The 18,185-nt window shown below is 34.0% G+C and carries 7 protein-coding genes; all 7 read left to right on the top strand.

Features of this window, described 5'->3' with window-relative positions; all coding sequences use genetic code 11:
• Nucleotides 1-90: 90 nt before the first annotated feature.
• The 7 genes from BWR22_RS01500 to BWR22_RS01470 all read left to right on the top strand — a co-directional run bounded on the left by BWR22_RS01500 (nucleotide 91) and on the right by BWR22_RS01470 (nucleotide 18,173).
• Complete coding sequence (locus tag BWR22_RS01500; RefSeq protein ID WP_076731679.1) at nucleotides 91-5,673, top strand: alpha-2-macroglobulin family protein; 5,583 nt, start codon at nucleotides 91-93, stop codon at nucleotides 5,671-5,673.
• Between the two features lie 154 nt (nucleotides 5,674-5,827).
• The gene (locus BWR22_RS01495; protein ID WP_076731678.1) at nucleotides 5,828-6,691 is read left to right on the top strand and encodes an SH3 domain-containing protein; all 864 of its coding nucleotides are present in this window, start codon (nucleotides 5,828-5,830) and stop codon (nucleotides 6,689-6,691) included.
• A 34-nt stretch (nucleotides 6,692-6,725) separates the two neighbouring features.
• The gene (locus BWR22_RS01490) at nucleotides 6,726-7,043 is read left to right on the top strand and encodes an antibiotic biosynthesis monooxygenase family protein (protein WP_076731677.1); all 318 of its coding nucleotides are present in this window, start codon (nucleotides 6,726-6,728) and stop codon (nucleotides 7,041-7,043) included.
• Nucleotides 7,044-7,045: 2 nt separating this feature from the next.
• Entirely contained in the window at nucleotides 7,046-9,397 is a 2,352-nt protein-coding gene (gene pbpC, locus BWR22_RS01485) for a penicillin-binding protein 1C (RefSeq protein WP_076731676.1), read from the top strand.
• 158 nt (nucleotides 9,398-9,555) lie between these two features.
• The gene (locus BWR22_RS01480) at nucleotides 9,556-15,288 is read left to right on the top strand and encodes a choice-of-anchor L domain-containing protein (protein WP_076731675.1); all 5,733 of its coding nucleotides are present in this window, start codon (nucleotides 9,556-9,558) and stop codon (nucleotides 15,286-15,288) included.
• Nucleotides 15,289-15,320: 32 nt separating this feature from the next.
• Nucleotides 15,321-16,226, top strand: coding sequence for a PorP/SprF family type IX secretion system membrane protein (locus BWR22_RS01475; protein WP_076731401.1), 906 nt, complete (start codon nucleotides 15,321-15,323; stop codon nucleotides 16,224-16,226).
• 33 nt (nucleotides 16,227-16,259) lie between these two features.
• Nucleotides 16,260-18,173 (top strand): OmpA family protein, encoded by a 1,914-nt coding sequence (locus BWR22_RS01470; protein WP_076731400.1) that lies wholly within the window; start codon nucleotides 16,260-16,262, stop codon nucleotides 18,171-18,173.
• Nucleotides 18,174-18,185 lie beyond the last annotated feature (12 nt).

Genomic DNA, 18,185 nt, shown 5'->3' with positions numbered 1-18,185 from the left:
TAAATTTAAACAATTGAGCGTAATTATATTAACAAGAATACTCTCACCAGATTTTTCTTATCACTGTAATTCACTTTTAAACCAGCAACTATGCAAATAAAATCATTTTTTGCCTTGATTCTCTGTATCTTCTTGGCACAGTCTTGTAAGAAAAAATCAACCGAAACCGATAACCTTTTTAAGTTTAGAGACTATATTAGCTATACTACTTCTGGACGTGTTTCTACCTCTAGTAATATTCAAATTAGTTTAGCTAAAGAAGTCGAAGGTTGGGAAATAGATAATATAATTGAAGACGATTTAATTAGCATTACACCTCACGTTTCTGGAAATTTAACTGTTGCTAACAAACATGCGTTAACATTTACACCAAATGAAGCTTTAGAAAGTGACACAGAATATTCTGTTACTGTAAAATTAAAAGAAATATATCCAGATATTCCATCGGAATTTTCAAACTATACATTTCAATTTAAAACCATAACACCAAACTTTAATATTGTTACTAACGAGTTACAATCCTATAGCAAAGAATGGCAATACTTATTAGGTGTCGTAAAATCTGCAGATAACATTACAATAGATCAAGCCAAGCAATTAGTTGAAGCTTCGCAAGGCGGAAAAGATTTAAAAATTGAATGGAATGAAAACAGATTACCATCAAGACAATTTGAATTTAAAATAGATAGTATAAACCGAAAAATTGAAGACAGCGAAATTATTGTAAAATGGAACGGAAAAGCCATTAAAGCAGACAATTATGGAGAGAACACAGTAATTATTCCTGGTAAAAACAACTTTATAATTACTAAAATAGATGTTATACAGAACCCAGAACAGTACCTTTCTATAAATTTTTCCGACCCTATTAAAAAACAACAAAATTTTGATGGATTGGTAACCATTCAAAATATCAAAAATTCAAAATACGTGGTCGATGGTAATGTTTTAAAAGCCTATCCAGATTCAAAAATCACAGGAAACGTACAGGTTGATGTATTTCAAGGCATTAAAAACACCGAAGGCTATAAACTTAAAAAACCATTTTCTGAAACTATTTCTTTCGAAGAAATAAAACCTCAAGTTCGCTTAGTAAATAGTGGTGTTATTCTTCCTAATTCACGGGAATTAAAATTCAATTTTGAAGCCGTAAATCTTAAAAAAGTAGACTTAAAAATTATAAAAATATACGAAGACAATGTACTTCAGTTTTTGCAAGACAATAATCTTCAAGGAGGTAACGATAATAGTATTAGACAAGTAGGAAGACGCATTGCAAAGCAAACCATTACCTTAGTAAACGATGGTATTGAAAATGACGGAAAATGGAAAACATACAGTGCAGATTTATCTAAATTTTTAACTGTAGATCCAGGTGCTATCTATCGCGTAGAAGTAAGCTTCAAAAAAGAATATTCCTTGTACGATTGTTCTGTAAATAGAAATATTACAAATTCTGAAAACAACGATGATTATTATGAAGATGAGTACTACGAAGACGATTATTACTACGACGAATACAGCGAAAGTACCACAGAAGACGAAGACCGCAGAGAAGAAGAATACTGGGATAATGTAACGTACAGATACAGAAATTACAACTACAATTGGAGAGAACGCGACAACCCATGTCATGATGCATACTACAATCAAGATCGTGAAATTTCACAAAATTTATTAGCATCAAACCTTGGCGTTATTGTAAAAAAAGGAGCAAATAACAACTACTATTTTGCAGTTACAAATATCTTAAATACTAATGTTGAAGCTGCAGCAAAAATAACGCTTTACAACTACCAACAACAGGAAATTTCTAGCACTAGAACAGACCAAGAGGGTTTAGCTAAAATAGAAACCAACAATCACGCTTCTTTTGCAATTGTAAGCAAAGGTAAAAATAAAACTTATATAAAGTTACGAGATGGTCAAGCACTATCACTAAGTAAATTCGATGTTTCTGGAAACCATTTACAACGTGGCTTAAAAGGATATATTTATGGAGAACGAGGCGTTTGGCGACCTGGAGATTCACTTCATCTTACTTTTATTTTAGACGATAATGGTAATAAATTACCAAAAGGTCATCCAGTAAAAATGGAAGTTACAGATCCTAACGGAAAATTAGCCTACAAAAAAATTACAAGCGAAAACATAAATAACTTTTACACGTTTACAGTACCTACTTCAACCGAAAACAAAACAGGAAACTGGAATGCAAAAGTTAGTGTTGGTGGTGCTACGTTTTACAAAGGTTTAAAAGTAGAAACTGTAAAACCAAACCGCTTAAAAATTAAAGTCGATTTTAATAATGAAGTGCTTTCCGGTAGCGAAGCCTTAAACGGAACACTAAATGTTAATTGGCTACATGGAGCACCTGCAAAAAATGTAAAAACTGAAATTAAAGCCAAATTCAGTAATGCATATGCTCCTTTTAAAAAATTTAAAGACTATACATTTAGAGATCCTTCTCGCTCGTTTTCTCAAGAAGAACTAAACGTTTTTGAAGGCAATGTAAACGAAGATGGTTTTACCGAAATTAAAAACAAACTAAGCGTTGGGCAAAATGCTCCTGGCATGTTAAACGTACAATTTTTAGTACGTGCTTTCGAAAATGGTGGCGATTTTTCTATGGATGCTTTTACAAAACAATATGCACCTTACAAATCGTTTGTTGGATTACGTTCGCCTAAAGGAAGAGCTTATGGCTCGTTTTATACAGACGAAAATCAAACCTTCGATATTGTGGTTGTAGACGACCAAGGAAAGCCTATAAAAAGAAACGGATTAGAGGTAAAAGTTTATAAAGTTGAATGGCGTTGGTGGTGGAATTCGTCTTACGATAATTTATCAAAATACACCTCAAGTTCTTTTCATAAACCATATATGAATAGTAAAATTAATACCGATGCTAATGGTAAAGCCAGCTTCAATATTAATGTTCCAGAAAAAGATGGCGGACGCTATTTAATTCGTGTTTACGATCCTGAAAGTGGTCACGCAACCGGTCGTACAGCTTATTTTTATAAAAATTGGTGGAAAAAGCAACCAACAGGCGATAAAGAGGCAGCAAAAATGTTAGTTTTTTCAGCAGATAAAGAAAATTATAATGTTGGTGAAACTGCTAAAATTACGTTTCCTTCTGGAACCGAAGGTCGTGCATTAATTTCTATAGAAAATGGCACGGAAGTTATAGAGCATAAATGGTTAAAAACAAAAGCTGGTGAAACGGTTGTAGATATTCCTATTACTAAAGCAATGGCGCCAAATGTGTTTGTAAACATTTCATTATTACAACCGCATGCTACAACTGCTAACGACTTACCGTTACGTCTTTATGGAGTTATTCCAATTTTAGTTGAAGACCCAAACACCAAATTAGAACCTGAAATTAGAATGCCTAGCGTTTTAAAACCAGAAGAAGAATTTACTGTTATTGTTTCAGAAAAAAACAACAAACCTATGACGTATACTGTGGCAATGGTTGAAGAAGGTTTATTAGATTTAACGCGATTTAAAACACCAAATGCTTGGTCGTCATTTTATGCACGCGAAGCTCTAGGCGTAAAAACTTGGGATATTTTTGATGATGTTGTTGGCGCATACTCTGGTAGTATCGATCAAATATTTGCTATTGGTGGAGACGGAAGTGCTGCCGAAGGAAAAAACAAAAAAGCAAACCGTTTTAAACCTGTTGTTAAAGTTTTAGGTCCGTTTACATTAGAACCTGGCGGAAGAACAGAACATAAAATTAAAATGCCTAATTATATTGGCGCTGTGCGAACTATGGTTGTTGCTGGAAACACAGAGACTGAAGCTTATGGAAGCACAGACAAATCTGTTGAAGTTAAAAAACCTTTAATGGTTTTAGCGACGCTACCTAGAAAACTAAGTCCTGGTGAAAAAGTTACACTTCCTGTTACTGTTTTTGCTATGGAACCAAAGGTTAAAAATGTAGATATTAAATTAAAATTAAGCAACGGCATTTCTGTTGTTGGTGAGAAATCTAAAAGATTATCTTTTGCAAAACCAGATGAGCAAATGGCTTATTTTGAGCTTGATGTTAGCAAAGCAAATGGTATAAATACAGTAGAAGTTATTGCAACTGGAAATGGTGAAAAATCAACCTACAAAGTAGAACTTGATGTTGAGAATGTAAACCCAACAACCTCTAAAGCGCTCGATCAAACGTTAGAAAAATCGGCTTCAGCTAGTTTAGATTTTACAACTTTTGGTGTTGAAGGTTCTAACAGTGCAACGGTTGAATTTTCAACAATGCCACCAATGGATTTCTCTCGAAGACTTCAATATCTTATTCAATATCCTCATGGTTGTGTAGAGCAAACGACGTCAGGAGTGTTTCCGCAGTTATATTTAAATGAAATTTTTGATATTCCGTTAAAGAAAAAACAAGAAATTCAATCTAATATAGAAAATGGCATTAAGCGTCTTGGAAATTTTCAAAGACCAAATGGAGGCATGAGTTATTGGATGGGAGAAAACACTGCTAATGATTGGGGAACTAGTTACGCAGGACACTTTATGCTTGAAGCCGAAAAACTAGGATTCGTACTTCCTTTAACCTTTAAAAGTAATTGGATTAAATATCAAAAAGAAGCAGCAAGAAGTTGGAGACCAAGCTACAAAACATACAATAGTGATTTAGCACAAGCATACAGATTGTACACTTTAGCCTTAGCAGGAAGTCCAGATTTAGGTGCTATGAACAGGCTTAAAGAATTTAGCGAAATTTCTAACGAAGCAAAATGGAGATTAGCTGCTGCTTACGCTCTTGCAGGACAAACCGAAGCTAGCAACGCTATTTCTAAAACAGCAAACATAGAATTTGTAGCACCAAAATATAACTATTACACCTATGGCTCTATAGATAGAAATCGTGCCATGGCATTAGAAACAATGGTACTTACCAAAGATTCTAGAATGCAAGAATTAGCAAAAACATTGGCTAAAGATTTATCGAGTAACCGTTGGATGAGTACACAAACTACAGCTTACAGTTTATTAGCAATGGCTAAAATGGTTAAAGCAAACGGTGGAAAATCTCTTGATTTAGAATATACAATCAATGGTAAAACCGAAACCATAAACACCAAAAGCGCAATAGCTCAACGTGAATTAAAAGTAATAAACGGAAACAATAAATTAAGCTTTAAAAACAAACAAGGTAATGTGGTTTACGTTCGTGTTTTAAATTCTGGAAAATTGCCTTTAGGTGAAGAATTAACAGAACAAAGAGGTTTAAGTACAAGTGTAGTTTATAAAGATTTAAAAGGAAATGTAATCGATATTAAAAATCTTAAACAAGGTCAAGATTTTGTGGCAACTGTTACTGTATCTAATCTTAAAAACGAACGTGTTACAGATGTTGCTTTAACACAAATATTTCCTTCTGGTTGGGAAATTGTAAATACGCGTTTTACTGCCTTTGGAAGTAATACCACAAGCCAAGCACGATTTACAGATATTCGAGATGATCGTGTAAACTTTTATTTCGATTTAAATAAAAAAGGAAAATACGGTACAAATACCTTTAATGTTATGCTTAACGCATCATACTTAGGCACCTATTATTTACCAGGTGTTCAAGCGGAAGCCATGTACGATAATGAGTTTTTAGTACGCACAAAAGGACAATGGGTAACCGTAGAAAAATAACAAATTCCTGCGCAAGCAGGAATCTAAAAAACAAAAAAAAGACCACTATGATTTGAAATTGAAGATAATAAAGGACGCTTTATTAAAACGCTTTCAGGTGATAACAAACCAACTAAAATGTTTAACTGTCATATTAATTTAAAAACAAAACATTATGAAAACGACAAAACATTTTATCACAGCAATTGTATTATTATTTGTAGCACTTGGTTACAGTCAAGACTATGCTTACGTAACAGCAGACAGCGGTTTAACGGTTAGAGAGCTTCCAGATATTGGTGCTTCAAAACTAGGAAAACTTATGTACAACGAAGCTGTTGAGGTTGTAGAAAAAACAGATAAAAAACTGGTAATTCTAGACCAAGGCAAAAAAGTTGAAGGCGAATGGGTAAAAATTAAAATGAATGGCTATCAAGATTTAAAAGGCTATGTTTTTAATGGTTTTTTATCTGAAAATAAAATGGCTAAAATTGTGAATATTAAACTCACCGAAGCAGATATTAATATTAAAAATTTAGCTATTTATAACGACGATGAATTGCAAGATTTAACAACAAAAAACAATCTTAACATAGATATACATGTTAAAAATACTCCTGGTAAAAAAACCATTGAAGTTAAAAATAACAATTATAAAAGTGTAAAAATTTTACAGCGCTATCAAAACACAATAAATATCTTAGATGAAGATTCTCTTTGCGATTTAAGTGAGTGGAAGCAATTTCAATCGGACTGGAAACCAATTAAAAAAATAAATAAAACAAGGTTCGAAACATTAACTTACACCGAAGCAGATACAAAACAATTTGTTCCTTTTGGCATTGAAGATTTAAAAACTATAGTTTCAGAAAAATGTGGAGAAAATTGGGTAAAAAACGTAGAAAATATAAGTAATACGCATCAGTTTCCTATTAGTGTGTCAACAAATCAAGTATTTTTAAAATTCATATTAACAGATTTCGACGATAATATTACTGAAAAAACAGTAACATTTACAGTACCAAAACACGAAAATTAATTAAAAAAGATTTCCGCTTTCTCGGAAACTAAAGATGAAAAACTTTAAACCATACTACGCAGTGATTTTTACTTCTACTAGAACTGAAGGCGACAACGGTTACAGTGAAATGGCAGAATTAATGGAAACTTTAGCTAAAAAACAAACTGGTTTTATTAGCATAGATTCTGCCAAAAGCGAAGTAGGAATCACTGTTAGTTATTGGGAAAACTTAGAAGCAATACAACTCTGGAAACAACAAACAGATCATGTAGTTGCACAACAAAAAGGGATTAAAGATTGGTACTCTTGGTACAATGTAAAAATTTGTAAAGTGGAACGTGAATACACTTTCAAGCGCATGCAAGAATAAAAATGAATAAAGCATTTGCCTACATAAAAAAGCACAAAATAAAGTCGGTAATTATCGTTATACTTTTGCTTGTCTATTACTTTTGTTTACCAAAGCAACTCTTTAAAGATCCAACAGCAACGGTAATCACCAGTAGCAACAATACATTATTAGGCGCACAAATTGCCAAAGATGGCCAATGGCGATTTCCTAAAAACGATAGTGTGCCAGAAAAATTTAAAACCTGTATTATTAATTTTGAAGATGAGTATTTCTACAAACATCCTGGTTTTAATCCTGTTTCAATATTTAAAGCACTAAAACAAAACATTAATTCTGGAGCAGTAAAACGAGGCGGAAGCACATTAACTCAACAAGTTATTCGTTTATCACGAAAAGGACAATCGCGAACGTATTTCGAAAAAATTAAAGAAATTATTCTTGCCACGCGTTTAGAAATTCGCGAAAGCAAAGATGAGATTTTAGCATACTATTCTAGCTACGCTCCTTTTGGAGGCAATGTAGTTGGTATTGATGCTGCATCTTGGCGCTATTTTAATAGAAATCCACATGAATTATCTTGGGCAGAAAGCGCAACTTTAGCCGTTTTACCTAATGCGCCAAGCTTAATTTATCCTGGGAAAAATCAAGAGAGATTATTAAAAAAAAGAAACAGATTATTACAAAAACTCCTTCAAAATAAAATAATAGATTCCCTAACTTATAATTTATCTATTGCAGAAGGTTTACCTCAAAAACCGTATCCATTACCTCAAATCTCACCGCATTTACTTCAAAAAATAGTAAAATCTAATTCTGGAGAACGCATAAAAACAACAATAAATTACAAACTACAGCAACAAGCAAATAATGTGGTTTACAACCATTATAACTTATTAAAACAGAATGAAATTCATAATATTTCAGTTCTCGTTTTAGATGTAAAAACACGCCAAGTTTTAACATACATTGGTAATGCACCAACAGATAAAAAAAACCAGAAAGATGTGGATGTTATTACTAAACCCAGAAGTACAGGTAGTATTTTAAAACCATTTCTTTATGCCGCCATGTTAGATGCAGGTGATTTATTACCAAACACACTTGTGGCAGATATTCCTACTCAATTTGGAAGCTATGTGCCAGAAAACTACAATAAAGAATTTGATGGTGCAGTTCCTGCAAGCCGTGCATTGTCGCGCTCTTTAAACGTTCCTGCAGTAAGAATGCTTAAAGATTTTGGGTTAGATAGATTTCACCACTATTTAAAAGATTTAAAACTGAAAGACATAAAATACAATGCAAACCACTACGGTTTATCTTTAATTCTTGGTGGTGCCGAAAGTAATTTGTGGGATTTATGTAAAAGCTACGCGAGTTTTTCTTCAACTTTAAATCATTTTAACGAAACATCAAGTGAGTATTTTTCAAATGAATTTTGTGAACCCACTTTTTTAGCTTCAGAAAATATGGACTTCGGAAAAAAATCTACAGAAAAAACATTATTTGACGCTGCATCAATTTACCTTACTTACGAAAGTTTAAAACAAGTAAACAGACCTGAAGGTGATGAAAATTGGGAGTTTTTTGATGATTCCAAACAAATCGCATGGAAAACAGGAACCAGTTTTGGCTTTCGAGACGCTTGGGCAATTGGCACTACAAAAGATTATGTGGTTGGTGTTTGGGTTGGTAATGCAGATGGCGAAGGAAGACCTGGTTTAGTTGGTGTAGAAGCTGCTGCTCCAATCCTGTTTGACGTTTTCGATTTGTTACCAAATAGCGAATGGTTCGCCAAGCCTTTTGATGAAATGACAGAAATAAATGTATGCAAACAAAGTGGTTATAGAGCCGGACAATATTGCGAACACAGCTTAAAAACATTTGTTCAAAATAGCGGACTTAAAACAAAACCATGTCCTTACCATAAATTAGTTCATTTAGACAATTCTAAAAGCTATCAAGTAAACACTTCATGCGAAACAATAAACAACATAAAAAACACTTCTTGGTTTGTGCTTCCTCCTTTAATGGAATATTATTATAGGAGTAAAAATCCATTTTACAAAACACTTCCTCGATTTAGAAATGATTGTATTACTATTGAAGATGAAAAAATGCAATTTATATACCCAAAAAACAATGCAAAAATTTTCCTTCCTAAAGATTTTAACGAAGAAACTAACGAGCTAATTTTAAAGATTGCACATTCAAAAAAAATGAGCACTGTTTATTGGTATATTGACAATAAATACATAGGAAAAACCACTGAAATTCACGATATAGCAATCAAGCCTTTAGAAGGCAAACACACCATTACCGCCATAGACAAAGTTGGCAACGAATCCCGAATAAACTTAGAGATTAGTCAATAATTTTAGAATAATATTGAATACTTGAAAATTTTAGTTCATAATGCATCACTTCATCGAAAAAGAATGCATTACGTCTATCTGTAACAAGATATGTAATAAATTAGCATATATTTAACAATCAATTCTTGTTTTAATAACATACTAACACTGATCATATAATGAAAAAGATTACTTTATTGTTGATTTTACTTTTCATAAGTTTATCAATAAATGCTCAAACTTATTTAACCGAAAATTTTGACACAGAAATTCCAGCATCTTGGACTATAGATGATGGTGGTGATGCCACTGGAGATTCCTGGATTTCTGGACAACAAGGATTTGCAAACAACAGCCTTGATGGCACAAATGCTGCTATTGTAGATAGTGATGCAAATGGAAATGGTACACTGTTATTCGAAACATTAACCTCTCCAGCTTTTGATACAACAGGAGCCACTGCTATTTTTTTAGATTTCACTCAATACTTTAATAATGGTAGTACAGATACTGCCACTGTAGAAGTTTGGGATGGTAGTGCTTGGGTTGCTGTTTTAACACAATCGGCAGATGCTGGTACTTTTGCAACACCAGATGAACAACACATTGATCTTACAGCATATTCTAACAATGCAATGCAAGTTCGTTTTGTGTATGATGACAACGATATTTGGGCTTGGTATTGGTTAATTGATAATGTTATTATTTACAATGCTACTTGTCCTAATCCAGATAACTTAACTCTTATTAATACAACTGCAACAGAAGCAAATTTTTCTTGGACAGCAGGAGGAACTGAAACGGCTTGGGAAGTTGCTGTGCAGCCTCAAGGAACAGGTTTTCCTACCGGATCTGGCACTGCAACATCAACAAATAATCCATATTTAGCATCAGGTTTAACACCAGCTACAAATTACGAAGCTTTTGTAAGAGCAGATTGTGGTGGTGGTGATTACAGTATTTGGATTGGTCCAATAAATTTCGCAACAGAATGTACAACTTTTATAGCACCATACACAGAAGGTTTCGAAAACGGAGGTGCAATACCTTTATGTTGGTCGATGGATGGAGGTCAAGATTGGTTCTTTGATGATGCTCCAGGTTTTAACCACATTGGAGACAATGGAACAATAACTGGTAATACAGCTACAAACGGATATTTTGCATGGGCAGATTCTTCAGGAAATCTTGGTGCAAGAACATTAACCACTCCTTTAGTAGATGTCTCTGGACTTACAACACCAGCTATTACATTTTATGAAATTAGTGATAATGAAGGAAATGATAATTCACAACTAGATGTAGAAGTTTGGGATGGTGCTGCTTGGAATTTAATGGCAACATATAACACAAACACAAGTGGTTGGGAACAACGTACAATTAACATTAGTACTCTTAATATTACTGGAGATGTTCAAGCAAGATTTATTTTTTCTGAAGTAATAAATTCAGGAGATTTTTATGATGATATTGCAATAGACGATGTTACTTTTGATGAATTACCATCATGTGTTAACCCATCAAACTTAGCTGTAGACGCTACAGCAGCAACTACTGCAACATTATCATGGGTTTCTAACGGTACAGAAACAGCTTGGGAAGTAGCAATACAAGCTCCTGGAACAGGAATTCCTACTGGAGCTGGAGATGCTGCAACAACTAATCCATATACAGCAACAGCATTAACACCAGCAACAACATACGAATATTATGTTAGAGCAGATTGTGGTGGAGGAGATTTTAGTGATTGGATTGGACCATTAACTTTTGATACAGAATGTACAACATTTGTAGCACCTTACACAGAAGGATTTGAAAACGGAGGAGTTATTCCATTATGTTGGACAATGGATGGTGGAGAAGACTGGTTCTTTGATGATGATCCTGGTTTTAACCACATTGGAGATAATGGTACAATTACTGGAACAACTGCAACAAATAATTATTTTGCATGGGTAGATTCTTCTGGATCTAGTGCTCCAGCAACATTAACAACTCCTTTTGTAGATGTATCTGGCTTAACTACTCCAGCATTATCATTTTACGAAATAAGTGATAATGAAGGAAATGATAACTCTCAATTAGATGTAGAGGTTTGGGATGGTGCTGCTTGGAATTTAATGGGCACATATAATACAAACACAAGCGGTTGGGAAGAAAAAATAATAAATTTAAGTACACTTACAATTACAGGAGATGTTCAAGCACGATTCATTTTTTCTGAAGTTATTACACCATTAGATTTTTATGATGATATAGCTATTGATGATGTTACTTTCGATGAATTACCAACATGTGCTAACCCATCTAACTTAGCTGTTGACAGTACAACTGACACTACAGCTACATTATCTTGGGTTTCTAATGGTATTGAAACAGCATGGGAAGTTGTTGTTCAAGCTCCTGGAACAGGAACTCCTACTGGAGCTGGAGATGCTGCAACAACTAATCCATATACAGCAACAGGTTTAACAGCTATTACAGACTACGAATATTATATAAGAGCAGACTGTGGAACAGAATTTAGTGACTGGATTGGTCCATTTACATTTACAACAGAATGTGCAACATTTACTGCTCCATATACAGAAGGTTTTGAAAATAGTGGTACTATCCCAGATTGTTGGACAATGTTTGGTGGTGAAGACTGGGAATTTGCTGATAATGGTGGATTCGAACATATAGGTAATAACGGTACTATAACTGGAACAACTGCAACAAATGGTTATTTTGCATTTGTAGATTCTTCTGGATCTGATGCTCCAGCAACATTAGTATCTCCTCTTATAGATGTAACAGCTTTAACAGCACCAGCTCTATCTTTTTATCTATTAAGTGATAATGAAGGAAATGCCAATTCTCAATTAGATGTTGAAGTTTGGGATGGAGCAGCATGGAATCCTGTTGGAACATACAATACAAATACCAATGGCTGGGAATATATTATAATTAATATTAGTACATTAACAATTACAGGAGACATACAAGTTCAATTTATATTCTCTGAAGTTATAAATCCTACAGATTTCTATGATGATATTGCGATTGATGATGTAACAATAGACGAGTTACCTCCTTGTTTATTCCCTAACAATATAACAACAGCTAATATAACAGAAACATCTGTAGACATTTCATGGTTACCAGGTGCAGGAGAAACGGCATGGGAATATGTTGTACAACCTGTTGGAACAGGAATTCCAACAACTAACGGTACAGCTACAACAAGTACAACCGTTACAGAAAATGGACTTACAGCCGGAACAGCATACGAAATTTATATAAGATCAGATTGTAGTGCTTCTGGTGATGGATTTAGCGATTGGACTGGTCCTATAACTTTTTCAACATTACCTGCTAACGATGAATGTGATGCAGCGATAATGTTTACAGCAAACGCAGATGGGAATTGTACAAATTTTATAAGTGGTTCTTTATACGGAGCTACACAATCAACACAAGCAAATCCTTGTACTGGAACACCAAATGATGATGTATGGTTTTCTTTTGTTGCCGTATCTACAGATCATGCAATCAACATTAGCAACATTGTAGGTTCTACAACATTTTTATCTCATGGATTATATGAAGGTACAGATTGTGATAACTTAACAAATATAAGCTGTAGTACAGCAAACGAAAATATAGTTAATGGCCTTACTGTTGGAGATACTTATTATATTAGAATATTCTCTAATGGCTCAACACCTACGACAACAACTTTCGACTTATGTGTATTTACAGTTCCACCTCCAATTTACGTAACTTTATCAGATGATATAAACGGAGATAACGACGAAAATGATGACATCTACAGTGTACAAGGTTTAGTTGAAGATGTATTAGTAAACTCTCCGTGTTCTACAATATCAAACATTACATCTTCTACAGGAACAGATTTTGGTTCTGATAATGGAATTGGTTATTTTGAAGCTAATGGTTCTGGATTCCCTTTTGAAAGTGGAATTGTAATGACTACAGGTAATGCTGCTGATGCACCTGGACCAGAAACAGGAACTGTTAGTAGTGGTGGTTGGCCAGGAGATGCAGATTTAGAAGCAGAAATTAATGAAGGAACAACTAATGATGCCTCAATTATAGAATTCGATTTTGTACCTTTTATTGAAGATATGTCATTCGAATTTATATTTGCTGCTGAAGAATATGGAACATTCCAATGTGGATATTCAGATGCTTTTGCATTCTTATTAACAGATACTGTAACAGGTGTTACAACTAACCTTGCAGTAGTGCCAGGTACAACAACACCAGTTTCTGTATTTACAATTAGAGATAATACATATAACGCAAATTGTCCTTCAGCTAATGAAACATTATTTGATGCTTACTATGGAGCAGGTGGCTTACCACCAATCTCTAACCCAACCAACTTTATAGGTAGAACAGTACCATTAATAGCACAATCTACAGTAGTACCAAATAGAACTTACCATATTAAATTAGTTATTGCCGACGATGGAGATACTGCTTACGACTCAGCGGTATTCTTAAAAGCTTCTAGTTTTGAAATTGGTGAAGTAGATTTAGGAGAAGATATTCTTCTAGCAAACGGAAACGCAAATTGTGAAGGTGAAAGCGTAACTTTAGATATTGGAGTACCTGTTGGTGATAATGCAACTATTACTTGGTATACAATTGATGAATTTATGATTCAAGAGCCTATTATAAATGAAACTACTGGACTTCCTGAAGATGGATTAACTTTAGAAGTTACAGAAACTAACACTTATCAAGTAGAAATAGTTTTAAACCAGAATGCTTCATGTTTTGTTATAGATAATATTATTGTAGAATTCTTCCCAAGTCCTGAGTCACCAGATTCGTTACCAGACGTTCTTGGCTGTGACACAGATAATACGGGTCAGGCTTTCTTTGATATTACCGAAAACGAAGCATCAATTATTGGTACTCAAACCGATGTATCCGTAACTTATTACGAAACTCAAGCCGATGCTGAAGCTGAAACAAATGCAATAGCTAACCCAACAGCTTACCAAAGCACTCCTCCAACTATAATTTATTATAGAATAGAGAATGATACCACTGGTTGTTTTAAGGTTGGTACTTTTAACTTAGCATTAGCACCAAAACCTGTTCTTGTTCAAGCTGAAGACATTCTTGGTTGTGATGATGACGAAGATGGTATTTCTAATTACGATTTAACTTCTAACGAAGCAGTAATAATTAATAACCAAACAGGATTCAACTTCTCGTATCATACTAATTTAGCAGATGCTGAAGCAAGTACAAATGCTATTACTAACCCATCTGATTTTGATGGAGGAGCTCAAACTATATATGTAAGAGTAGAAGATGCTTCAAGCGGTTGTTTTGAAACAACAACGTTTAATTTAGCATTTGGCATATCACCGGTAACAACTTTTGATTCTGCTATTAACTACGAAGTATGCCCTAACGCTACAGTTCCAATCACTGTAACAGCAATAGCAGATAATTATTCGGAATCTGAAGTAACAATTACTTGGTATAATGAAGGTGTATTAGTTTCTGGACAAACAGATTTAACTATAGATAATGTATTAACATCTGGAACATATACAATTGAAGTAATGTTTAACGAAACAGGTTGTACAGCTAGCGAAGATATTTTTGTAGATGAACTAGAATCATGTATAATTCCACAAGGTATTTCGCCAAACGGAGACCAGAAGAATGACACGTTTGATTTAAGTAGTTTCGATGTTCAAAGCTTAACTATATTTAATAGAAATGGAGTAAAAGTTTACGAGAAGACGAATTATACAAACGAGTGGCATGGTCAATCATTAGATGGCGATGAGTTACCAGTAGGGACATATTACTATGTAATGAACTACCAAGGTAATAAAACAAAAGCCGCTTGGGTATATATCAATAGAGAAAACAAATAATCCAAACCAACTAGAAACCAATAATAATACAGATGAAGAACATACTATATATCGTATTCCTAATAGTTGTAGGAGTACAAGCGCAGCAAGATCCACAGTACACGCAATATATGTACAATATGAATGTGATCAATCCTGCGTATGCAGGATCAAGCGAAAGCGTATCCATAGGCGCATTATACCGTAGTCAATGGGTAGGTTTAGAAGGCTCACCAAGCACAGCAACCTTAGCGATACATTCTCCGGTAGGTAACCGAGTAGGATTAGGTTTATCATTAATTAGTGATGAGGTAGGCCCAGTAAGTGAGACTAACGCTTATGTAGACTTTTCTTATACTTTACCAGTAGGAAATGTTACAAAATTAGCTTTTGGATTAAAAGCAGGAGCAACTTTTCATGATATTGGTTTAGCAGGTATAGACACTATAGATCCTGATGATCCATTTTTCTCACAAGATGTTAATCAAACAACAGCCAATGTAGGAGCCGGATTATATTTATACCAGCCAAACCGTTGGTATTTATCAGCATCGATGCCAAACATTTTAAATGGAACACATTTAGATAGTGAGGGTAGAAAAATAGGTTCAGAATCAGAACACTTATTTGCAGCAGCAGGTTATGTATTTGATTTATCAGAGAACTTTAAATTAAAGCCACACGCTTTATTAAAGTATGCCTTTGATGCACCAGTAAGTTACGATGTTAACCTAAATTTATTTATGTACGATGTTGTAGAAATAGGAGCCGGATACCGACTAGACGATTCGTTTAGTGGTATGGTAAACTTTATGGTATCACCATCGCTTAGAATAGGTTATGCTTACGATGCTATTCAATCAGAATTAGATGTTGTAACAGATGCCTCACACGAGATCTTTGTAAACTTCGATATTAATTTACCAAGAAAAGTATCACGTTCACCACGTTATTTCTAAACCACAAAAGCTAACACAAAAGACAAGGACCAGATGAAACACTTAAAATTAATCATAACACTAGTCATACTAAGTAGCTTTAGCGTGACAGCACAAACAAAGGCAACAAAGAGTGCCGATAAGCATTTTGATAAATACCAATTTGTAGAAGCCATAGAAGACTATAATAAATTAGTTGAAAAAGGTGAAGCAGATGCATACGTTTATGGACGATTAGCAGAAGCTAATTATAACATCTTTAATACCACAGAAGCAGAGAAATGGTATGCAAAAGCATTGGAAACTTCTCAAGAACCAGAAATGATTTTCAAGTATTCTGAAATGTTAAAAGCCAATGGAAAGTACGAAGCATCTAACACGCAAATGAAAAAATTTGCATCTATGCGTCCAAGTGACGATAGAGCAGCAATGTTTATGAGCAATCCAGATTACCTTCCTAAAATTTTAGATAGAGGAAAGAAATTTAATGTTCAAAACATGGATATTAATACAGCAGTATCAGACTTTGGAGGTACACTTAAAGATGGAAAATTATACATCTCTTCAGCAAGAAATAATGCAAGAAAAAACTATGGCTGGAATGAACAACCATTTTTAGATATGTATTCATTTACACAAGCAGAAGATGGGTCGTACCAAAACGAAACAATGTTAGGAGATAAAATGAATACAAAGTATCATGAAGGATTAATGTCTTTCTCTCCAGATGGAAATACGGTATACTTTTCAAGAGAAAGTTTCTATGAAAACATTTACGAAAAAGACTCTGTATCTAATACAAAATATAGTGTATTACACCTGTTTAAGGCTAACAAAACAGGAGATAAATTTTCTAACATAGAAGCTTTACCAATAAACAGTAAAAACTATTCTATAAAAAATCCAAGTGTAAGTCCAGATGGTTCAACACTATATTTTGCAAGTGATATGCCAGGAGGATTTGGAAAGTATGATATTTACAAAGCAAGCATCGATGAAAATGGACAAGTAGGAACGCCTGTAAATATGGGACAAAAAATAAATACAGAAGGTCATGAAATGTTTCCATATATAAGTGATAATAATACACTTTACTTCTCATCAATAGGACATTTAGGACTAGGAGGAATGGATGTATTTTACACTAAAGAGATTGATGGTAAAATGGCACCGGTAAGAAATGTTGGAGTACCAATAAACTCTAATGGAGACGATTTTGCATTCTCAATAAATGAAGAAACAGGAGATGGTTTTGTATCTTCTAACAGAGAAGGCGGAAAAGGAGATGACGATATTTATGCATTTAAAAAAATACAACCACTTTGCGATGTACAAATCATAGCAACTATTGTAGATAACAAAACAAAAGCACCATTAGCCGGAGCAACAGCATCTTTAGTAGACGACCAAGGGAATGTTTTAGCTACTAAAACAGCAGACCAGAATGGTAAAGTAGAATACATTATAGAGTGTGATAAAGATACAGAACTGCAAGTAACAATGCAGGATTACGAAAGCAACACGCTAGCTATTAAAGGAACAGACGAGGAAGAAGCACTTGTAGAAATTGCATTAAATCCAATAGAAAAAATTATAGAGGTAGAAGAAGTAGTATTAAATCCAATCTATTTTGATTACGATAAATCTAACATTACAGCAAAAGCAGCCTTTGAGTTAGATAATTTAGTACAAGCCATGAATAAGTATCCAGATATGGTTATTTATGCAACATCGCATACCGATATTAGAGGAGGTGATAACTATAATTTACGTCTTTCAGATAGAAGAGCAAAAACAACAGTACAATACATTATCTCTAAAGGTATAGATGCATCAAGAATCTCTGGAGCAGGAAAAGGAGAAACAGAATTAGCAATAGACTGTGGTGATAACTGCACAGAAGAGCAACACCAAATGAACAGACGTTCTCAGTTTAGAATCATGAGCGGTGGACCTAAAGCTAATTAAAAAACAGCTATA

Origin of the sequence: Lacinutrix venerupis (genome assembly GCF_001971745.1) — a bacterium.
GTDB lineage: Bacteria > Bacteroidota > Bacteroidia > Flavobacteriales > Flavobacteriaceae > Lacinutrix > Lacinutrix venerupis.
This window is presented reverse-complemented; position numbering and strand designations above follow the sequence as displayed.